This window comes from Kribbella sp. NBC_01510 (assembly GCF_045040325.1).
Lineage (GTDB): Bacteria > Actinomycetota > Actinomycetes > Propionibacteriales > Kribbellaceae > Kribbella.
The window spans coordinates 3,351,428-3,372,229 of the sequence record NZ_CP109418.1; the positions used below are offsets into that span (position 1 = coordinate 3,351,428).

The 20,802-nt window shown below is 68.0% G+C and carries 20 protein-coding genes; 9 read left to right on the plus strand and 11 right to left on the minus strand.

Annotation, left to right across the window (positions count from 1 at the left end; genetic code table 11):
• Positions 1-333 precede the first annotated feature (333 nt).
• A complete protein-coding gene (locus tag OG558_RS16650; protein WP_405071072.1) occupies positions 334-1,035 on the minus strand; it encodes a neutral zinc metallopeptidase in 702 nt (233 codons plus the stop codon).
• A gap of 131 nt (positions 1,036-1,166) precedes the next feature.
• Between OG558_RS16650 and OG558_RS16655 the strand changes: the two genes are divergently transcribed.
• Entirely contained in the window at positions 1,167-2,849 is a 1,683-nt protein-coding gene (locus OG558_RS16655; RefSeq protein ID WP_405071073.1) for a DUF2207 domain-containing protein, read from the plus strand.
• Positions 2,850-2,910: 61 nt separating this feature from the next.
• Here the strand turns inward: OG558_RS16655 and OG558_RS16660 are convergent, their stop codons facing one another.
• The 4 genes from OG558_RS16660 to OG558_RS16675 form a co-directional block, all read right to left on the minus strand.
• The gene (locus OG558_RS16660) at positions 2,911-4,203 is read right to left on the minus strand and encodes a peptidase C39 family protein (protein ID WP_405071074.1); all 1,293 of its coding nucleotides are present in this window, start codon (positions 4,201-4,203) and stop codon (positions 2,911-2,913) included.
• A 197-nt stretch (positions 4,204-4,400) separates the two neighbouring features.
• Entirely contained in the window at positions 4,401-4,958 is a 558-nt protein-coding gene (locus OG558_RS16665) for a GNAT family N-acetyltransferase (RefSeq protein ID WP_405071075.1), read from the minus strand.
• A 42-nt stretch (positions 4,959-5,000) separates the two neighbouring features.
• Positions 5,001-5,843: a lysozyme gene (locus OG558_RS16670; protein WP_405071076.1), complete on the minus strand. Its 843-nt coding sequence runs from the start codon at positions 5,841-5,843 to the stop codon at positions 5,001-5,003.
• Positions 5,844-5,947: 104 nt separating this feature from the next.
• The gene (locus OG558_RS16675) at positions 5,948-7,117 is read right to left on the minus strand and encodes a neutral zinc metallopeptidase (protein WP_405071077.1); all 1,170 of its coding nucleotides are present in this window, start codon (positions 7,115-7,117) and stop codon (positions 5,948-5,950) included.
• A gap of 72 nt (positions 7,118-7,189) precedes the next feature.
• On the opposite strand from OG558_RS16675, the gene cysS reads away from it, so the two are divergent.
• From cysS to OG558_RS16695, 4 genes are read left to right on the plus strand one after another with little or no spacing between them, the layout of a single operon-like run.
• Complete coding sequence (cysS, locus tag OG558_RS16680; RefSeq protein WP_405071078.1) at positions 7,190-8,626, plus strand: cysteine--tRNA ligase; 1,437 nt, start codon at positions 7,190-7,192, stop codon at positions 8,624-8,626.
• Between the two features lies 1 nt (position 8,627).
• On the plus strand, positions 8,628-9,584 hold the full coding sequence (rlmB, locus tag OG558_RS16685; RefSeq protein ID WP_405071079.1) for a 23S rRNA (guanosine(2251)-2'-O)-methyltransferase RlmB: 957 nt from the start codon (positions 8,628-8,630) through the stop codon (positions 9,582-9,584).
• A 32-nt stretch (positions 9,585-9,616) separates the two neighbouring features.
• On the plus strand, positions 9,617-9,898 hold the full coding sequence (locus OG558_RS16690; RefSeq protein WP_329484099.1) for a type II toxin-antitoxin system prevent-host-death family antitoxin: 282 nt from the start codon (positions 9,617-9,619) through the stop codon (positions 9,896-9,898).
• Positions 9,895-10,299, plus strand: coding sequence for a type II toxin-antitoxin system VapC family toxin (locus OG558_RS16695; RefSeq protein ID WP_405071080.1), 405 nt, complete (start codon positions 9,895-9,897; stop codon positions 10,297-10,299). Before OG558_RS16690 ends, OG558_RS16695 begins: the two co-directional genes overlap by 4 nt.
• Positions 10,300-10,348: 49 nt before the next feature.
• Here the strand turns inward: OG558_RS16695 and OG558_RS16700 are convergent, their stop codons facing one another.
• The 3 genes from OG558_RS16700 to OG558_RS16710 form a co-directional block, all read right to left on the minus strand.
• Positions 10,349-11,233 carry a S1 family peptidase gene (locus OG558_RS16700; protein ID WP_328524144.1) on the minus strand — a complete coding sequence of 295 codons (885 nt, stop codon included), beginning with the start codon at positions 11,231-11,233 and terminating at the stop codon, positions 10,349-10,351.
• A gap of 127 nt (positions 11,234-11,360) precedes the next feature.
• Positions 11,361-12,245 carry a S1 family peptidase gene (locus OG558_RS16705; RefSeq protein WP_405071081.1) on the minus strand — a complete coding sequence of 295 codons (885 nt, stop codon included), beginning with the start codon at positions 12,243-12,245 and terminating at the stop codon, positions 11,361-11,363.
• A gap of 94 nt (positions 12,246-12,339) precedes the next feature.
• Positions 12,340-12,924: a TetR/AcrR family transcriptional regulator gene (locus OG558_RS16710; RefSeq protein WP_329484103.1), complete on the minus strand. Its 585-nt coding sequence runs from the start codon at positions 12,922-12,924 to the stop codon at positions 12,340-12,342.
• Positions 12,925-13,009: 85 nt separating this feature from the next.
• Between OG558_RS16710 and OG558_RS16715 the strand changes: the two genes are divergently transcribed.
• Together OG558_RS16715 and OG558_RS16720 are read left to right on the plus strand one after the other, a co-directional pair.
• Complete coding sequence (locus OG558_RS16715) at positions 13,010-14,158, plus strand: acyl-CoA dehydrogenase family protein (RefSeq protein ID WP_405071082.1); 1,149 nt, start codon at positions 13,010-13,012, stop codon at positions 14,156-14,158.
• Positions 14,158-14,925: an SDR family NAD(P)-dependent oxidoreductase gene (locus OG558_RS16720; RefSeq protein ID WP_405071083.1), complete on the plus strand. Its 768-nt coding sequence runs from the start codon at positions 14,158-14,160 to the stop codon at positions 14,923-14,925. Before OG558_RS16715 ends, OG558_RS16720 begins: the two co-directional genes overlap by 1 nt.
• A 13-nt stretch (positions 14,926-14,938) precedes the next feature.
• On the opposite strand, the gene OG558_RS16725 is transcribed toward OG558_RS16720, so the two are convergent.
• Genes OG558_RS16725 through OG558_RS16735 form a run of 3 tightly spaced genes read right to left on the minus strand, consistent with a single transcriptional unit; the run spans position 14,939 to position 17,766 of the window.
• A complete protein-coding gene (locus OG558_RS16725; RefSeq protein ID WP_405071084.1) occupies positions 14,939-15,970 on the minus strand; it encodes a hypothetical protein in 1,032 nt (343 codons plus the stop codon).
• Between the two features lies 1 nt (position 15,971).
• Complete coding sequence (locus OG558_RS16730) at positions 15,972-16,466, minus strand: SigE family RNA polymerase sigma factor (protein ID WP_405071085.1); 495 nt, start codon at positions 16,464-16,466, stop codon at positions 15,972-15,974.
• 52 nt (positions 16,467-16,518) lie between these two features.
• Positions 16,519-17,766, minus strand: coding sequence for a DUF4032 domain-containing protein (locus tag OG558_RS16735; protein ID WP_329484841.1), 1,248 nt, complete (start codon positions 17,764-17,766; stop codon positions 16,519-16,521).
• 67 nt (positions 17,767-17,833) lie between these two features.
• Between OG558_RS16735 and OG558_RS16740 the strand changes: the two genes are divergently transcribed.
• Entirely contained in the window at positions 17,834-18,826 is a 993-nt protein-coding gene (locus OG558_RS16740; protein WP_328524130.1) for a LacI family DNA-binding transcriptional regulator, read from the plus strand.
• 535 nt (positions 18,827-19,361) lie between these two features.
• The gene (locus OG558_RS16745) at positions 19,362-20,732 is read left to right on the plus strand and encodes an ABC transporter substrate-binding protein (protein WP_405071086.1); all 1,371 of its coding nucleotides are present in this window, start codon (positions 19,362-19,364) and stop codon (positions 20,730-20,732) included.
• Positions 20,733-20,802 lie beyond the last annotated feature (70 nt).

The following is a 20,802-nucleotide window of genomic DNA, read 5'->3' on the forward strand; positions in this document are numbered from 1 at the left end:
CCTGGAACTCACGTTTGGCTGCGGTGTCCCCGGTCCACCACTTGGGCGGCTGGCCACCCCCGGGACCCCGCTCCGGCGGGCCGGCCGGCTGCTCACCGTCAGCCGGTTCGTTCCCCGGAGGTGGGTTCCAGTTGTCCGACATCGATACTCCTCACGACCTTGCTGGTGTAGCCGTCAACGTGGTGCATCCGGCGCTGTTCGGGGTGCCGAAGCGCGCCAGGTCGGTTCTTTCCCCCCGGACACCGCACACCCCCCGGACATACTTTGCGTGATCCGGACCCACCAGGCTAGCCACCCCGGCCAGTCGGTTCTCAGCAGACCGGATTCCGGGCCTTACTGCACCTTCGCGGCCGACGCGGCGAAGGTGTTGCAGACGTTCGGGTTGCGGCTGGTGAACCCCCGGCCGGCCCAGTACTGGTGGTTCACTCCGTCGCCGTGGTCGTTGTTGTAGTCGGTCCAGTGCAGGATCAGCCACTTCCACTGGAACAGCGCCTGTCCGGTGACCGGGTAGGTCCGCTTGTTCGACCCGATGAAGATGTCGCCGAAGCAGGACGCCTGCAACTCCAGCCGCCGGCTGCCCTCCAGTTCGGCCGCCTGGGTCGGAGCGTCGTACCGCATCCGGGCGTTGGCCGCCAGGATCCCGGTCATGTTCTGCACGTGGTGGCCGTACTCATGCGCGAACTGGTGCAGCATCCACATCCGCGCCCAGACCTTCTGATAGGCCTCCGGGTACCGGTTGTAGTTCCCGATGTCCTCGCTGAGGTTCATATAGATGGTCTCGGTACTGCCGCAGTAGAACGGTGGACCGGTGTCGCTGTAGATCCCGCACGGCGTACTGATCGTCCCGCTGAACACCTGCACCTTCGGCGACCGGAACCGCCCACCCGCCTTCGTGACCAGCGCGGGCCAGGCCTTGTTCAGGCAGCGGAGCGGCGGAGCAGTCGGTGGAGGTCCGCCGTACGCGGGACCCTGTTGCCAGTGGGGTGGCGGCGGGTACTGCTGTCCGGGCGGTGGACCCCATTGGTTGCCTGACACACCGAAGACGCTAGCCGAGCCCAGGCTCAACCGAACTTGACCAGACGCCGGTCCCCGCTGGTCGCCTGACACTCGCCAGGGGCTATCGTGCCCGTGTCAACCTGACCCTCTCTTTACGGTGTGATTGGGCGATGCGTCTACGTGTGCTCGGGCTCTCCCTGTGTGCCCTCGGCCTGATGGGCCTGACCGCTGCGCCGGCCGGTGCGGCCGGTTCGGGTTCCGCGGCCGACCCGGCGGTGACCAGTTTCGACAGCCAGGTCCGGGTCGAACGCGACGGCCTGCTCAGGGTCTCCGAGACCTGGAAGCTGAGCAACGTGAGCGGGACGTTCACCCGGTTCATCGTCACCCGCGACCACCTGCCCGACGACGTCGATCACGTCCAGGAGATCGGGGACCTGAACGTCAAGGCCGGCGGCCAGGACAAGCAGGCCGACGTGAAGACCGACGGCGACGTCACCTCGGTGGCGGTCGCGGATGTCAGCGGCACCACTCAACTGGACTTCACCTACACGGTGAAGGGCGCGGTCGCCAAGACGCTGAACGGCACCGAGGTCCGGTTCGCCCCGCTGACCGGCATCAACCTGCCCGTCACACAGGCGAACATCCTCTTCAGCACACCTGAGGTCTCGCACGTCTCCTGTTTCGCCGGCGCGATCGACAGCAACACTCCGTGCACGCTGGCGCAGATCGGTGAGACGTCCGGGCCGACGTTCCAGCAGCAGATGCTGCCGCCGGGGAACACGGTCCGGATGGTGATCGGCTTCCCCGAGGGCGAGATCGCCGCGAACTCGATCGTCGAGTACCGCAAGACCTTCAAGCGGGCCTTCTCCACCGACACCGCGCAGTTGCTCACCGCGCTCGCGATCCTGCTGCTCGGTGTGATCGCGCTGCTGGTGCTCTACCGGCTGCGCGGACGCGACCGGGTCGACCCGCGGCGCGTCGTACCGGCGTCGCTGTTCAGCCTGGGTACCGACACCCGGATCGACTTCAGTCCGCCGTCCGACCTGCGGCCCGGCGAGGTGGGCACGCTGATCGACGAACGGATCGACCCGGTCGACGTCACCGCGACGATCATCGACCTGGCTGTCCGCGGTCACATCACGATCATCGAGCTGGCGCACGAGACCGAGTACGCGCGGCCCGACTGGGAGCTGCGCCGGGTCTCGAACGCGCCGTCCGAGGAACTGCAGCGGTACGAGAACGTCCTGATCCGCGCGATCTTCGGCGACTCGGACTCGGTGCTGGTCTCCGAGCTCGGCCGCCAGGTGCGGGCGAACCTCGCCCAGGTCCAGGACGCCTTGTACGACGGTGTGGTCAAGCGCGGCTGGTTCAACGAGCGCCCGGACCGCACCCGCTCGCTGTGGGCGACGATCGGCATCGCCACCACCGTGCTGGGCGTCGCACTCACAGTCGTCCTCGCACTGCTGTCGACCTGGGGTCTGGTCGGCCTCGCGGTCACTCTGGCGGGCATCGGCCTGATCGTGGTCGGCCGCTACATGCCGGCCAAGGCGCCGGCCGCCGGCCGGGTGCTCGGCCAGGTCGCCGCGATCCGCGGTGAGCTGCTCGAGATGGACGTCAGCGAACTGCCGGTCGACCAGCACGCCGAGCTCTGCTCGCGCGCCCTCCCGTACGCCGTCGTCCTCGGCGGATCGGAGCGCTGGATCGACGCACTGGTCGCCACCGACAGCACTCCGGACGAGGAAGACGAAGGCTTCACCTGGTACCGGGGCCCGCGCGGCTGGCACCTGCAGTACCTGCCGGACTCGCTCCGCAACCTCACCACCAACCTGACGGGCGCCCTCTTCGCCCGCTGACCAACTCACAACGTCCGAAGATCTGATGCCTATTGCCCACAGATCTTCGGACGTTGCTGTTTTACCAGTTGTGCTGCGGATTCGGCGGCGCCGGCAACGGCATGCCCGCCGGGTGGATGACGTAGACGAGCCCACCGGAGTGCGGCACCCACGCGTTCTCGAACGCGGTCCGGTCGTACGTCGTCCGCACCTGGTCGTTGCTCGCGATCAGATGCGAGGCCGGATCGTTGACGACCACGTTGCCGGCCTGGTCGAACCCGACGATCACCATCAGGTGCCCGTTGGTCCCGTAGCCCGCGCCGGGCAGGTCGCCCTTCTTGAAGGACAGCGACGCGACCAGCGGGATCCCCGCCCTGATGAACTGCTCCGCCTCGGTCAGCGACCGCAGCCGGGTGATGAACCCGTCCAGTCCGCGGCTCCCGGCGTACGCCGTGTTGAACGGCCAGTTCCCGGCGCCGTCGTAGGAGTAGTCGAACACCGAGCGCGCCGAGTGGTCCACCTGCGGATCGGTGTAGGACGGATCGACCCACGCCGTCTCCGCCGCGGTCGGCCCGGCGCCGTAGTAGTCGAGCACCATCGCGGTCGAGGTCGCCGAGCACCACGCCTCACCGCCGCCGTCCCACTGTGGATACTGCCCGATATGCGTCTCCTGCGAGTACGTCGGGACATCCAGTACGACGCCCTCCGCACCGCCAAGGGGGCTCACGGCAACTTTCTTGTCGGTGGGCAGCCGGGACGCCATCGCACCCACGGACCGTACCACCGGCGACTGCGTCGTACCGCTGAGCCGGTACAGGCTCACCTTGAGCTGCCAGCGATCCAGCCAGTGGCCGGTCGCGGCGGTAAAGGTGTCGACGGCAACGGATCCGTCGGCGTCACCCTGCGCCGGCACGGACGTCCGGTGGATGTCGCCGGCAGCGGTGTCGTCGCCACCGGACCAGCGGCCGAGCACGTACCACTTGGTCGTGGTGCCGAGATCCGTCGTACCTGCCATCGAGACCTCGATCCAGGTGCCGGGCGGCGTGGTCGCGTTCCAGGACGCGACCAGCTCGGTCAGCCCGAAGCCGCTGCTGACCTGCGGCGAGATCCAGCTGGTCTGGTCGTAGTTCTTGGCGGTGCCGTCCCCGAACGGATCGACGTACGCCGTGGTGCCGGTCGACGTACCGAAGGTCAGGGCATCGTCGGCGACGGTGGTGCCGTACTGGGCACCGGCGAGGAAGTCGGTGGTCGACGTCCACGTGCTGTAGGCGATCTGACGCGGCGGGGATACCTTGACGGCCTCGCTCGGAAGCGAGCCCGCGCTCAGCACGACCACACCGAGAATCAGGGCGGTGAAGGAACGGGCGCTGGTCATGGGGCCTCCCGGCCTGGACTGAGGAGCGGAGAGAGCGCAGCGACCGGAGCGACGAGGGAAGGCCGGGAGTAACAGCCCCATGACCCGCCGCGCCGGAGGCGGGGCATCAATACAGTCATGTTTTCGACGGTAGACCCCGCCGACCGCTACTGTCGCGGTGAACGCGTGCCGCGGTGTGGATAAGTCGGGTCAAATACTTACGAGCGTTTGTCCCACTCCTCGGCGAGCATCGCGAAGACCAGTTCGTCGGTCCATTCGCCCTTCAGGAACTCGTTCTTGACGAAGTGCGCCTCCTGGCGCAGGCCGAGCCGCCGCAGCAGGTTCGCCGAGCCGGAGTTGCGGGCGTCCAGCCGGCCGATGATCCGGTGCATGCCGAGCTCCTCGAAGCCGAGCCGGAGCAGTTCGATCGACGCCTCCGCGGCGAACCCGCGGCCGTGGAAGTCCGGGTGGAACACGAACCCGATCTCCCCGGTCCGCTGCTCGACGTTCTGCACGAACAAGGTGACCTCGCCGACGTGCTGACCGGTCTCCCGCAGGATCACAGCGACGGTGAGCGCTTGACCGTCGGTGTCCATCGGTACGTCGGTCAGCCGGCCGGCGAGGGACTCCTTCACCTGCTCGGGCGTCTTCGGGCTGTACAGCAGGAACCGGGTGACATCCGGGCTGGACTGCAGCCTGAGCAGGTCGTCGTAATCGGTGGCGAGATAGCGGCGCAGGGTCAGGCGGTCGGTCTCGATCGGCAGCGAAAAGCTCACCGATCGAGACTATGAGACCGCCGCAACCGAATTACCCCCGGCTCACCCGTTGGCGAGGGCTTGCAGGCGGCTGTAGTCGCCGTTGAAGTGGTTCTGGTCAAGCGGTGACGAGGTCCACTGCCAGATGGTGTAGAACGGCCAGGCGCCGGGGAGGGTGCCGACCGTCGAGGAGTAGCGGGCAACCCAGAGCGGGTTGGTCGAGTTGAACGCGGTGGTGTTGCCCGTGCAGCGGTTCCACCAATCGTAGTTGGTGTAGATGACCGCATCCCGGCCGGTGAGCGACTTGTAAGTGTTGAGGAAGTCGCGGATCCAGCTCACCATGCCGGATTGGGTCTTGCCGTAACAGGTGTCGCCGTACGGGTTGTACTCGATGTCGAGCGCACCAGGCAGCGTCTTGCCGTCGCGCGACCACCCACCGCCGTGGCTGACGAAGTAGTTGGCCTGGTTGGCGCCGGTGGAATCGTTCGGGGTGGCGAAGTGGTATGAGCCGCGGATCATCCCGATGTTGTACGAGCCGTTGTACTGCTGGGCGAAGTACGGGTTCGTGTAGTAGTTGCCTTCGGTCGCTTTCACGTAGGCGAACCGTTTGCCGGCGTTCCAATGTGCGGCCCAGTCGACGTTGCCCTGATGGCTGGAGACGTCGATGCCTTCGACAACCGCGGCGGTGCCCATGTCGGTGGGTGCGGTGGCGGTGGTCGTCGTGTTCTGCAACCAGCCCATGTACGCGTCGCCGGCCTTGTTGATGCCGTGCAGGCGCGCCTGAGCGGTGGGCTGGTGGGAAGCGGTGGACTCGGTGGTGCTGGGAGTGCTGGCTTGGGCGGAGCCGATCGAGGCCAGAAGCAGACCAAGAGTGACGGCGGCACCCGTGAAAAGGGCGGACTTCACGGTGGACCTCCACAGAGCGATGAGGGGCGGACAGAGCGCTCGGCGGAGGTTTTACCCGGGATCGGTAAGAATCAACCATTCAATCTGGGTCGAACGGTGAGTAATTACCGCACGTACTTCGGCGAGGCGGTGTAGGTGTTGCAGGCGGACGGGCTGCGGGTGACGAACCCGGCGTTCGCCCAGCGCGGGATGATCGCCCGGCTGCCGTGGTCCGGCTGGGTCATGTACTCGTCGCCCTGGTGGGAGTGCAGGTAGTCCAGTTGCGACTTCAGCAGCCCGGTCATCCCGTAGCTGCTCTTGTTCGCGCCCATGAACACGTTGCCGAAGCAGGTCGCCTGGATCTCCAGCCGGCGGCTCATCTCCAGCGACTTGTCACCGCTGAACTCGTACTGCAGGTTGTCCGTGGCCGCCAGGATCCCGGTCATGTTCTGCACGTGGTGACCGAACTCGTGCGCGACCGTGTCGGTCATCTCCGCCCGCAGCCAGGCCATCGCCTGGGTCTTGTTGGGGTAGGTCAGATACAGCTGGTACCACTTCAGGTCGCTGTTGACGTCCATATAGATGGTCCGGTTCGACGAGCAGTAGAAGGAACTCGGCGAGCTCCCGCCACACGGGGACTGGGCCGTCCCGGCGAAGCCGACCAGGTGCGGCGGCACGAACCGCCCGCCGGCCAGCGCGACCTGCTTCGGCCAGGCTTTGACCAGACAGGCCAGCACAGTGTTGTAGTACTTGCGCGTGTTGGTGGCGCTGTTCGCGCGGGCGCCGGACTCCCGGCAGTTCACCGTCTTCTGCACGCCGCTCTTGTAGATCCGGTTCTTCGCGACGATGTCGGTGTCCGAGGGCGGGGGCGGCGTGGTCTTCGTCGGCTGCGGCTGCGTCGTCCGGGTGGCCGGCGCCGTCGGGGCCTTGGTCGTCGCGATGTACGTCGGTTCCTCGGTCGGACCGTCGGTCGCCGTGGAGGTCGGCTGTGGCTGGGTGTAGTCGCCGTCGCCGTTGTGCTTCAGCACCGAGCTGAGCACCGCGAACCCGACGACCGCGAGCCCGACGACAGCGATCGGCAGGATGATCCAGCCCGCCTTGCTCTTCTTCTTGGGCGGCGGGAATCCGTTCGAGCCCCAGCCGAATCCCGGACCCTGCGGGGGCGGTGGCCCCCAGTTCTGCGGGCCACCCGGCGGCGGGCCGTACGGCGGACCACCCGGTGGGGGACCGTACGGCGGCTGCGGCGGCCCCTGGTATTGCCCGGGTGGCGGTCCGTACGGGCCCTGGTTCGACAAGAGTCCTCCTGGATGAGCGCGGGTGGGGACATCTTGTCAAGGAGGAGTGCCACTTCCCGTTACCCTTGACCGGTGACACTTCGCTTGTACGACACCGCAACGGCAGCAGTGAGAGATTTCGTGCCGGTCCATCCGGGCCAGGTCGGGATCTACCACTGTGGGCTGACGGTGCAGGGTGTCCCGCACGTCGGGCACATCTACAAGGAGGTCGTCTTCGACGTCCTGCGGCGCTGGCTGGAGCGCTCGGGCTACCAGGTCACCGTGATCGCGAACGTGACCGACATCGACGACAAGATCCTGGCCAAGTCGGCCGAGCGGCACGTGCCGTGGTGGGCGCACGCCTACGAGTTCGAGCGCGAGCTGCACTGGGCGTACGACGTGCTCGGCTGCCGCCCGCCGACGTACGAGCCGCGCGCGACCGGTCACGTCCCGGAGATGCTGGAGATGATCGCCGAGCTGATCGAGCGCGGGCACGCGTACGTCGCTCCGGACGGCTCCGGCGACGTCTACTTCGACGTCAGGTCCTGGCCGTCGTACGGCGCTCTGTCCCACCAGAAGATCGAGGACATGGAGCCCGCCGAGGACGCGGATCCACGCGGCAAGCGGGATCCGCGCGACTTCGCGCTCTGGAAGGGCTACACCGAGGGCACACCGCGGACGGCCTCCTGGCCGACGCCGTGGGGCCGCGGCCGCCCGGGCTGGCATCTGGAGTGCTCCGCGATGGCGGGCAAGTATCTGGGTGACGAGTTCGACATCCACGGCGGTGGGCTGGACCTGCGCTTCCCGCACCACGAGAACGAGCTGGCCCAGTCGACCGCGGTCGGGCAGAAGTTCGCCCGGTTCTGGATGCACAGCGCGCTGGTCACCACTGCCGGCGAGAAGATGTCCAAGTCTTTGGGCAACGGCGCGAGCGTGCGCAATGTGGTCCAGCGGGTGCGGCCGATCGAGCTGCGGTACTACCTGGTCCAGTCGCACTACCGGTCCGTGGTGGAGTTCTCGTTCGCCGCGCTGGACGAGGCCGCGACGAGCTTCCAGCGGATCGAGGGTTTCGTCACCCGGGCCGACGAGGTGACGGGTGGGGTCGAGCCGGCGGTGGAGCTGCCGACGGACTTCGTCGCCGCGATGGACGACGACCTCGGGACGCCGGCGGCGGTCGCCGTACTGCACAACACCGTCCGTGACGGGAACAAGCTGGTCGCCGACGGCGACTCGCCCGCGCTGCGGGAGGCGCTGGCCGCCGTGCGCGGAATGCTCGGCGTGCTCGGGCTGGACCCGCTGGCGGAGCCGTGGGCCTCGCGGGCCGCGGTCGGCGACGAGCTCACCGAGGTGGTGGACGGGCTGGTGAAGGCGCTGCTCGAGCAGCGGCAGGCCGCCCGCGAGCGCAAGGACTATGCCGCGTCGGACGCGATCCGCGACCGGCTGAAGGCACTCGGCGTCGTCGTCGAGGACACGCCGCAGGGACCACGCTGGTCGCTGGCGGCACCGATTACTACCGACGAAGGAAACTGACGTGCCAGGCAGTAGCCAGCGCAAGGGCGCCATCCGGAAGAAGCCGAAGGGGAACCCGACGGCCGGATCCGGTGGCCGGGTCCGCCGCGGTCTCGAGGGCAGGGGCCCGACACCGAAGGCGGTGGACCGGGTCAAGCACCCCGCGCACAAGCGGGCGAAGGCCCAGGAGCGCGCCAACGAGCGCGACCGCAACCGGCCGGCCCGCAAGTCCATGGACACGGGCGTCGAGTGGGTCTACGGCCGCAACCCGGTGGTCGAGGCGCTGCGGGCCGGCGTCCCGGCCGCCGCGCTGCATGTTGCCGAAGGCACCGAACGCGACGCCCGGCTGCGGGAGGCGTTGCTGATCGCGGTCGAGCACGGCATCTCGGTGCTCGAGGTGCCCCGGACCGAGCTCGACCGGGTCACCGCCGGTGGGGCCCACCAGGGCGTCGCGATCCAGATCCCGCCGTACGAGTACGCGCATCCCGACGACCTGCTCACCCGGGCGTACGACGCCGGCGAGGTGCCGCTCATCGTCGCGCTCGACGGCGTGACCGACCCGCGCAACCTGGGCGCGATCACCCGGTCCGCGGCCGCCTTCGGTGCCCACGGCGTACTCGTGCCGGAGCGTCGTGCGGCGTCCATGTCCGCGTCCGCGTGGAAGACGTCGGCCGGCGCGGCGGCCCGGATCCCGGTCGCCCGAGCCACCAACCTCAACCGCGCCCTCAAGTCCTACAAGGACGCCGGCCTGATGGTCATCGGCCTCGACATGGATGGCGCAGTCGAGCTCCCCGACCTCGACGCCGCCACCGAGCCGCTGGTCCTGGTCGTCGGCTCCGAAGGCAAGGGTCTGGCCCGCCTGGTCCGGGAGAACTGCGACCTCATCGTCTCCATCCCCATGACCACCGCGACGGAGTCCCTCAACGCCGGCATCGCCACCGGCGTCACCCTCTACGAAATCTCCCGCCGCCGCGCTTGATGTAACTACATGATGTAGGTACATTGATGAGTATGGAGACCATAGGGCTGCGCGAGCTGAACCAGAACCCGTCGAAGGCGGTGGCCCGGGTGCGCGCCGGGGAGACGATCGTGGTGACCGACCGGGGCCGGCCGGTCCTACGTCTCGTCCCGGTGGACGAACGGCCAGGAGCCTTGCAGCACATGATCGACTCCGGCGAGGTGACACCGCCGGCCGAGCTGGGGATGCCGGATCTCGTGCTGGAGTTGGCGCCAGAGGTCGGGAGCCTGTCTGACCTGCTCATCGCTGATCGCGACAAGGAGCGGAACAGGTGATCTACCTGGACGCCTGCGCGCTGCTCAAGTTCATCAAGCCGGAAGCCGAGTCGGCAGCTCTGCGTGCGTGGCGCGAGTCGCTGCCGACGGAGACCGAACTGGTGACGAGTGAACTGGCAAGGCTCGAAATCACTCGCACACTGTTGCGGGCCGGCGTCGACCATCAGCAAGTCCCGTACTTCGCGGGGCAAGCAGTGCGGGGTGTCTACCTGGTCGATCTCACCTCGACGGTGCTAGGCCGGGCGATGGCATCCCAGACCCCGAGACTCGGCTCGCTGGACGCAATCCATCTCGCCAGTGCCGATCCGTTCCGCGCGGACCTGTCGGAGTTCGTGACCTACGACAAGGAACTGACCATCGCGGCGGAGGAGCTCGGGTTTCCTGTACTTGCGCCCGCGTGAAGCACTACAGGCCCGGGACGAGATCCCGGGCCTGTAGTCCACGAGTGCGTCAGTAGACGCTGACGCCGTAGCGCGAGAGCGCTTCGGTGACGGGCTGGAAGTACGTCGTACCGCCGGAGGAGCAGTTGCCGGAGCCACCGGAGGTCAGACCGAGGGCGACGGAGCCCGCGAACAGGGCGCCGCCGGAATCGCCACCCTCGGCGCAGACGTTGGTGCGGATCAGACCGGTGACCGTGCCCTCGGCGTAGTTCACCGTGGCGTTGGTGGCCGTGACCGAACCGCTGTGCACACCGGTGGTGCTACCGCTGCGCTTGACCGCCTGGCCGACAGACGCGTTGCCGGCGGACGTGATGTCCTGCGAGGAGCCGTTGTACAGGTCCACCGTGCCGGGGTGGTTCGTGTACGACGTGCTGTACTTCACGATCGCGTAGTCGTTCCCCGGGAAGCTCGACCCGAAGGTCGTCCCGAGCAGCGTGGTCTTGCTCGAGTTCGCGTACCAACTGGACGCGATGTTGCCGCAGTGGCCCGCGGTCAGGAAGTAGTACGTGCTGCCACTGCGGACGTTGAAGCCGAGCGAGCAGCGGTACTGCCCGCCGTAGATGGCGTCACCGCCGGCGATGTACTTCGTCAGTTTGCCGGGGATCTTCTCCAGCGTGACCCGGTTGCCGAACTGCTTGGTGACACCGGTCAGCGCCGACATCTTGGCGCCGGTGACCGTGTCGTCGTACGACACGATGATCCGGCCGTCCGGGTTCGTTTGCCAGGCGGTGCCTGGGATCGACGCGTCCTTGCTCAACGTCGCGGTGATCGCGGATGCGGACAGTGTTGACGGGTTGATCGTCGCGGCCGAGGCCTGGGTGGCCAGCAGTCCGGCGGCAGCGAGCCCGGCGGCGGCCAGGATCGCGGTGGTGCGGCGGATAGGCGAAAATGTCACGGTTTCAGCCTCCTCACGATGAGGACGCGCTCGGGGCGGGTGCGTCCTTGACTTAAACCGTGACCACTCGTACCCCGTTCTCTCCCTGAGTATTCAGCTGAGTTCGGAGCGTAGGGGAATCCTGCGCTCAATAGATGGAGACGCCGTACACGTTGAGGGCCTCGACTACCGGCTGGAAGTAGGTGACACCGCCCGAGGTGCAGTCGCCGGAGCCGCCCGAGGTCAGGCCGAACGCCCACTGCCGGTAGAACAGCGGACCGCCGGAGTCGCCCGGCTCCGCGCAGACGCTGGTGCGGATCAGTCCGGCCACCCGGCCGTCGCCGTAGTTGACCGTCGCATTCAGCCCGGTAACGCGGCCGCTGTGCAGACCGCTGGTGGAGCCGCTGCGGTACACGTACTGCCCGATGCCCGGGTTCATCGCCGTCGTGATGTCCTGCGAGTGCCCGTTGTAGAGGTACACACTGCCGCCCGGCGGCTTCATCTTGATGTCAGTGCGGTAGACGATCAGCGAGTAGTCGTTCCACGGGTAGCTGGAGGCGTGCACCGCGCCGGTGAAGACCTGGTGGTTGGCGTCCTGGTACCACCGGGCGGCCTCGTTGCCGCAGTGACCGGCGGTGAGGAAGTAGTACTTCCCACGCCGCTGCACGTTGAAGCCGACCGAGCACCTGACGTCGCCGCCGTACGTCGCCATGCCGCCGCTGATGTACTTGGTCAGCTTGCCGGGCAGCTTCTCCATCGTGATGCCCTGACCGAGCCGCTTGGTCACGCTGGTCAGTGCGGTGAGCTTGCTGTCGGTGACGGTGGTGTCGTAGGAGACGACGACGGTGCCGTCCGGCTTGGTCATCCAGGCGGTGCCCGGCGTGTTCACCTGCTCGTTCAGGGCCGAGGTGATCGCGGCGGCGGACAGCCGGGGCGGCTTCACCGGATCGGCCTTGGCAGGCATCGTGGCGACAAGGGTCAGCGCGGTGGCGGCGAGCACCGCCGCGGTGCGTCGAAGAGTGGACGATTTCATGGCCATCAGCCTTCCGGGGCGTGCGGCTCTGATGAGCGGAGCGGCGTCTTCAGGACATCGGATGTCCGGTGCTGGAGTCTAGGCGTCCGCAGGCTCAGTCCATGCGGAGCGAATGGAGCACGAAGGAGGCGAGCTCGCGGTAGGCCTCGGCGTCGTTCAGGCCGGTACGGCGGGCGATGTCACCGCGCTGGATCGCCTGCATGGTGTGCGCGATCATCTCGGCCGCGAACGCGATGTCGACCTGCCGGAACATCTTGTTGTTGATCCCGTCCTCGATCAGCGACCGCACCCGCTCGGCCGCGATCCGGGTGTTCCGCTCGTACACCGACCGGGCCGGCGCGAACGTGGCCACGTCGTCCAGGAAGGTCCTGCTGGCCGGCCGGAGCGCGTCCGCGACCGCGTTCAGGTACGCCGCGATCCGCCGGTCGTGCCGGGTCTGCCGGGCCACCGCGGACTCCACCTGCGCGGTGGCATTCTTGAAGTAGTGCTTCACCACCTCGACGGCGAGCTGTTCCTTGCTCGGCGCGAGCGCGTAGAGGGTCGTCTTGCTGCAGCGCAGCTCGGCGGCCAGGTCGTCCAGGGTGAACCGGCTGAAGCCTTGTTCGAGGAACAGGACCAAGAGCCGGTCGAGCAGCTCGGACTGCCGGCGGGTACGGCGCCCCGGAACGACTGTTGTCATATCGAGACAGCATAGAACGATACGGAATTATGTGCTTCAGTATCATTGCGAGTATCATTTCGTCAGCCGTTGAGAGGGGTGCCTGATGGCTGTCGATCGTCTCCTGCCGACCGATGAATCCGTTGATCTGCTCGGCCTGGTCCGTGACCTGTGCGAGCACGAGCTCGCGCCGCACGCGGCCCGGGCCGAGGAGAGCGAGACCTTTCCGCGGGATGCGTTCCGCACGCTCGGCAAGGCCGGCCTGCTCAGCCTGCCCTATCCGGAGCAGTACGGCGGCGCCGAGCAGCCGTACGAGGTGTACCTGCAGATGCTGGAGGAGATCGCCGCCGCCTGGATGTCGGTCGGCGTCGGGGTCTCCGTCCACACCATGACCAGCTACGCCATGGCGACGTTCGGCACCGAGGAGCAGCGGGCCCGCCTGCTGCCCGACATGGTCGGCGGCGACCTGCTCGGCGCCTACGCGCTGTCCGAGCCGCAGGCCGGGTCCGACATCAGCGCGATGACCACTCGCGCCGTCCGCGATGACGACCAGTACGTCCTGAACGGGACGAAGGCCTGGATCAGCCACGGCTCGCACGCCGACTTCTACACCACCTTCGCCCGGACCTCGGACGACCCGAAGCGCGGGATCTCCGCGTTCCACGTGCCGGCATCGGCCGCGGGGCTCAGCTTCGGCGCGCCCGAGCGCAAGATGGGCCTGACCGGGTCGACCACCACGCTGGTGAACTACGACGGCGTCCGCATCCCGGCCGCGAACCTGATCGGCGCCGAGGGTGACGGCATGCGGATCGCGCTGTCCGCGCTGGACTCCGGCCGGCTCGGGATCGCCGCGTGCGCGACAGGCCTGGCCCAGGCCGCGCTCGACGTGGCCGCGGCGTATGCGAAGGAGCGGCAGCAGTTCGGGCAGCCGATAGCGGATTTCCAGGGGATCCAGTTCCTGCTCGCCGACATGGCGGCCGCGGTCGAGTCCGCCCGGTCGACGTACCTGCAGGCCGCTCGGCGGCGCGACCTCGGCCGGCCGTTCACGCAGCAGGCGGCGATCGCCAAGCTGATCTGCACGGACGCGGCGATGAAGGTCACCACGGACGCGGTGCAGGTGCTCGGTGGGTACGGTTACACCCGCGAGTTCCCGGCCGAGCGGTACATGCGTGAGGCCAAGGTGACCCAGATCTTCGAAGGAACCAACCAGATCCAGCGGCTGGTGATCAGCCGCGACCTGCTGAGGAGCGTTTGATGAAATTTGGCCCGGCCGACGTCGCGCTGGTCACCGGTGGTGGTTCCGGGCTCGGAGAGGCGACGGTCCGCCGGCTCGCCGCCGACGGACTGGGGGTCGTGATCGTCGACCTGCCGTCCTCGGCGGGCAAGGCCGTCGCGGACGAGCTGGGCGACCGGGTCGTGTTCGCCCCGGCCGACGTCACCGACGAGACCGCTGTGACCGCTGCCCTGGACGCGGCCGCCGCGCTGGGGACGCTGCGGGTGGTCGTCACCTGCGCCGGGATCGCGACGCCGGGGCGGGTCGTCGGCCGGAAGGGTCCGTTGCCGCTGGCAACGTTTCGGCAGGTCGTCGAGGTGAACCTGGTCGGCACCTTCAACGTGCTCCGACTGGCCGCCGAGCGGATGATCGCCCAGGAGTCCGGCGAGGACGGTGATCGCGGTGTGGTGGTGATGACCGCGTCGATCGCGGCGTACGACGGTCAGGTCGGCCAGGCGGCGTACGCGGCCAGCAAGGGCGGCATCGTCGGTCTCACCCTCACCGCCGCCAGGGATCTCGCCGACAAGGGCATCCGCGTCGTCACCATCGCCCCCGGCACCATGGAGACGCCGATGCTGGCCGGCCTCCCCGAAGAAACCCGCACCATCCTCGAGCAGCAGGTCCCGCACCCGTCCCGGCTGGGCCACCCCTCCGAGTACGCCGCGCTGGTCGCCCACATCCTCGACAACCAACTCCTCAACGGCGAAGTCATCCGCCTGGACGGCGCCCTCCGCATGCCACCCCGCTGACCCACTTCGACCGTCAGCGGGGTGATGGGGTGAGCGGGCGGGCCGGATCGAAGAGGTCGCTGGGCTGGTTGGGGTTGTGGACGCCGGTGCGGATGAGGTCCAGGGCCGGGTAGCCGATCAGGCGTCGGGTCGTGCCGTCGTCGGCCGGGAACTGGCGGGCGAGGTTGCAGCTTGAGTAGGTGACGCGGACCGGCCACGAAGCGGACCGGGTGTGGAGGATGACCACGTAGGTGCGGGGAGACGGGTCCTGGCAGCCGGGTGGAGACTCCGGTGGCCGGCCCTCGGGCGCGGCGCGCAGGAGGCCGGCGAGTTCGGCAGCCTGTTCTGCGGGGACGCTCGATCCGGCGACCAGGGAGCCCTTCCAGTACTCGCAGATACCGGCTGACGTGACCGGATCGCTCGTACTGGTGCCGGGTGGCCGGAAGTCCGCAGGTGTGCAGCCGTAGTCGTCGGTGCCGGTGATCGGGCGGGCGGTGTCGAGGATGCGCCGGCGGAGTGCGTCGTCGTTGGTCAGCACGCTGACCTTCGTGCCGCCGACATAACGTGTCTCCTCGGTCCAGCCCCCGTCGTACTGCTTGATCCCGGGCGCCTGGACGTCGTTGAACCACAGGTACGGCACCCGCCGATCCAGCGGGAGTACGGCGTCCTCACACGTGTGGCCCGACTTCCCGAGCCAGTCGTTGAACCGTCCGATCACCGGCTGGCTCGACGACGAGAACGTCGTACAGGGTGCCGCGCCGGAGATGTACTGCGTCCAGGACTCGGGGACCTGCACCTGCGCGAACTTGTACGACTCCCAGCGCCAGCCGGGCTCAGCCGCGCCGGGGCGGGCGATCGGCGGGTCGGTCCGGAGGTCGGTGAGCGAGTGGGCCGCGGTGATCGCGGTGGCGACCGCGGCGCAGGCCAGGATTGTGGCACCGATGGTGCGGCCGGTTCGGCGGCGGCGCAGGCGATGGTAGACATCGGACAGCAGGTGGTCGTCCGACGGTGCGTCGGTCGCATGCCTCGACAGGCTCGCCGCGACCAGGTCCTCGGTTGCGTCCATATCAGGTGGCCTCCTCGGCCGTGGTCAGCGTGGTGCGCAAAGTGGCCAGCGCCCGGTGGATCTGCGAGCGGATGGTGGCGGGCGAGCAGTCGAGGATCTCGGCGATCTCGGCGTCGGGCAGGTCCTCGTAGTACCGCAGGACGACCGCAGCGCGTTGCTTGGTCGGCAAGGTCGCACACAGAGCCCAGACCGCGTCGTGCTCCGCCTGTGCGTCCGCAAGGTCCGTGCCGGCGGACTCCGGCGCCGGGTCCGGGGTCGGCGTCTCCCGACGGAGGAACCTGCGCCACCGGGAGATGTCGGCGTTCACGATCGACCGGCGGACGTAGGCCTCGGGGTCCTGACCACGACAGATCCGGGTCCACCGCGAGTACGCGGCGATCAGCGCGTCCTGGACGGCTTCCTCGGCGCGAGCGTGGTCGCGCGTGAGCAGGTACGCGAACCGCAACAGCGCGGCACCCCGTTGCGCCACCCACTCGTCGAAGTCGGGCGTTTCCATCCGGCACCTCCCACCCTTATCCACGCTGGCGGGCGGCCGGACGTTGCAAACCTCAGTCGGCCTCGGGGATGGCCGGGGTCGGCAGCGCGAGCTTCTCGTCCGGCTTGGCGCTCAGTACGTCGTCCACGTAGGACCGCGCCGCCTCCATCGTGTCGATCTCGTGGCCGGCCTGCTCGGACAGGAACCAGCGGTGTTCGAGCACCTCGTGGAAGACCTCGGCGGGCTCGAGCTTGCGCTTCAGGTCGCGCGGGACCAGGCGGACGACCGGTTCGAAGACCTCGGTCAGCCACTCGTGCGCGACGATCTCCTCGTCCTCGTTCTGCTGGTCGGTCGAGGCGGCGTAGGAGTCCAGGTCGTTCAGCAGCCGGCGGGCCTGGTTCTCCTCGACGTCCAGTCCTGTCAGCCGGAGCAGCCGGCGCGAGTGGTGGCCGGCGTCCACGACCTTCGGCTGGATCCGGACCTGGCTGCCGTCCCAGTCGGTGATGATGTCGATCTCGGCGACATCGAAGCCGAGGTCGTTCAGCCGCCGGATCCGCGAGTCCAGCCGGTGGATCTCGTCGGTGGCGAACTCCTCGGGTGCGGTCAGCTCGGCCCACAGCGCGTCGTACCGGTCGTTGATCGACTGGACCGTCTCCTGCGGATCGATGTCCGGGTCGAGCAGGCCGCCCTCCTGCAGGTCGAGGAACTCGCCGAACAGGTTGATCTCGGCGGTGTACAGATCGTGCGCGCGCTGCCCGTCGGAGATGTCCTGGTGCAGCTCGCCGGTCTCGGCATCCACCAGGTACGCCGCGAACGCGCCGGCGTCCCGGCGGAACAACGTGTTGGACAGCGAGCAGTCACCCCAGAAGAACCCGAGCAGATGCAGCCGCACGATCAGCGCGACCAGGGCGTCGATCAGCCGGTTGACGGTGTCCGGCCGCAGCGTGCTGGAGAACAGCGCGCGGTAGGGCAGCGAGAACTGCAGGTGCCGGGTGATCAGGATCGAGTCGATCGGCTCGCCGTCGCGGTCCAGCCGGTCGGTGATCACGCCGACCGGTTCAACCGACGGCGCCTCCAGTCGCTCCAAGTCACGCAGCAGCCGGTACTCGTGCATCGCGAGATGCTCGAGCACCTCCTTGATTGCGTACACGGTGCCGTTGACCCGGACGAACCGGACCACATGCCGCGAGATACCGCGCGGCAGCGCGACCAGTTTGTCCTCGGGCCAGTCCTCCAGCGGCACATCCCACGGGAGCGACAGCAGACCGGTGTCCGGGCGAGTGGCGACGAATCGGGGCACGACCCCCAGTCTGTCAGGAATCCTGAGGCTTCAGCGAGGTGCGTAAGTCGTTGCAAGAATTTGCGTGATGTGGCGTAGAGTTTGCGTCATGACACGACGACTTGCAGAGGTGGCCAAGAAGGTCGGCGTCAGCGAAGCCACCGTGAGCCGGGTCCTGAACGGGAAGCCCGGAGTGTCCGAGGCGACCCGGGAAGCGGTGCTCACCGCGCTGGACGTACTGGGGTACGAGCGTCCCACGCAGCTGCGCGGTGATCGCGCGAGGCTGGTCGGGTTGGTGCTGCCGGAGTTGCAGAACCCGATCTTCCCCGCGTTCGCCGAGGTCGTCGGTGGCGCGCTCGCACAGCAAGGTTTCACCTCCTTGCTCTGCACCCGGACGCTCGGCGGGGTGTCCGAGGCCGACTACGTGGATCTGCTCCTGCAGCAGCAGGTGTCCGGGGTCGTCTTCGCCGGCGGGTTCTACGCGCAGGCCGACGCGCCGCATCAGCACTACGAGCTGATCCAGGAGCGCAAGCTGCCGACCGTGCTGGTCAACGCGGCCGTCGACCACCTCGGCTTCCCGCAGGTGTCGTCGGACGACGTCGTCGCCGCGGAGATGGCGATCGGGCACCTGCGCGCGCTCGGTCACCGCCGGATCGGGATGGTGCTCGGGCCCCGCGACCACATCCCGTCGCGGCGGAAGCTGGACGCGTTCCTCGCCTCGGAGGAGGCGGACCCGGACCTGGTCGAGCACACGATGTTCTCGCTCGAGGGTGGGCACGCGGCCGCCACCCGGCTGGTCAACAACGGCGTCACCGGCATCGTCTGTGCCAGTGACATCCTCGCCCTCGGCGCGATCCGCGCGGTTCGCCGGGCCGGCCTCTCCGTCCCCGACGAGGTCTCGGTGATCGGGTACGACGACTCCGCGATGATGAACTGCACCGACCCGCCCCTGACCACCGTCCGCCAGCCGATCGATGCGATGGGCCGGGCCGCGGTCGACATGCTGGTCGCGCTGATCGAGCGGGCCGCCGTACCCGCCGACGAACTGCTCTTCGAGCCCGAGCTGGTGGTCCGGGCCTCCACCGCCCGCGCCCGCATCTAGCATCCTGACCAGGCACTCCGCCAGTACAAAGGTTCCCCTCGCCAAGGTCACCTGATCGACTGAAAGCGCTGTGCCGCCGGCAATCGATTGCCCACATCACAGTCCCTTCACTCGACTGCTGCAGCCGGCGAATCTGCACGGTGGCTTCAGTGGATGGGCTGTGCAGAGAGTCGGGACTGGGATAGGAACTGGGCGGGTGGAACAGGTTATTTCCTGTCCCAACGCTCCACACGGTGTCCCATCCCCCGAGAGTCGGCCAGCACGAGCCCCAGTACGCCGGGCCGCCCGGAGCGGTCACCCACCCGTACGCCGGTCCCGCCGGCTGAGCGCCACGGCGTGTCCCGCCGCCTGCGCACTACCCACCTTCGATCCCCAGCCGCCGACCGGTCTGCCGGTCGGCGGTTTGCTGTTATGTGCCGTGCGTACGAGACACCTTCCCATCTGAAGTCATGATTTTGCAATCTCAAATCGAAGTATTGCGCGACGGTGTCGAGTTGCCTACGGTGTCCGCAAGATCGAGGGAGAGGGTGGATCGATGAGGACAACGCGCCGCGGGCTCAGCCTGGTGTTGGTGGTGGGACTCGGGCTGGTGGCCGCGTCCTGCGGATCGGGGGAGGCGAAGAAGCCGGCCGCCGAGGGATCGGCGGACGGGCCGGTGACGATCACGGTCGGCTGCCAGCCGCCGAAGAGCAATCCGAAGGAACGCACGGCCTGGGACGCGGATGTGGCGGCCTTCCAGAAGCAGCACCCGAACATCACCATCCAGAGCAAGGACGCGTTCCCCTGCATCAACCCGGACACGTTCCAGGCGAAGCTGGCCGGCGGCACCCAGGAGGATGTCTTCTACGTCTACTACACCGACGTCCAGAAGATCATCAAAGCCAAGCAGGCCGCGGACATCAGCCAGTACGTCGGCAGCGTCGGCGCGGTCAAGGACCTGCGTCCCGACGTGATGGGCGTGTTCAAGGACGGCGACAAGACCTACGGCCTGCCGCGCAACAACTACAACATGGGCCTGGTCTACAACCGCAAGCTGTTCACCCAGGCCGGCCTGAACCCGGACAGCCCACCGACGACCTGGTCCGAGGTGCAGGAGGACGCGAAGAAGATCGCCGCACTCGGCCCCGGGTACGTCGGCTATGGCGAGTACTCGGCCGGTAACACCGGTGGCTGGCACTTCGCCGCCTCGCTCTACGCCCGCGGCGGCTCGATGGTCAGCGACGACGGCAAGACCGCCGCGTTCAACAGCGCCGAAGGCAAGGCGGTGCTGGAGAACCTGAAGAAGATGCGCTGGGACGACAACTCGATGGGCAGCAAGCAGCTCCTCCAGTGGGAGGACCTGATGCGGATGATGGGTTCCGGCAAGCTCGGCATGATGATCGGCGCGCCGGACGTCGTGCAGTCGGTGAACAACGACTTCCAGGGCAAGTTCGACGACTACGGCGTCACCGCCGTACCGGAGTCCGACGGCAAGGCGTCGCTGAGCGGTGGCGACGGCTACATGTTCAACCCGAAGGCGACGCCGGAGAAGATCAAGGCCGGTCTGCTCTGGCTGCAGTTCCACGAGCTGACGCCGGGTCAGGGCCAGTTCAACTACGCGCGGTCCAAGGAGCAGGGCCGTCCGGTCGGACTGCCGATCCCGGATCTGTACGGCGATTCCGCGCCGGGCAAGCAGATCGTTGACCTGCGCAAGCAGTACGCGACTGTTCCGGTCGACCACTTCGCGCCGTACGTCGCCGCGCAGCCGAACATCACCAACAAGCTCGAACCGCCGAAGGCGCAGGAGCTGTACGCCGTCCTCGACGTGGCGATGTCCGCGGTGCTGACCCGCAAGGACGCCGACATCGACAAGCTGCTGTCCGACTCGGAGAGCAAGGCCAACAAGATCCTGGCCAAGAACACCTGATGGCTGTTACCGAGCAGCAGGTCCGTCGTCCCCACGCAGTGGGGGCGACGGACCCGCGATCACCGGACGA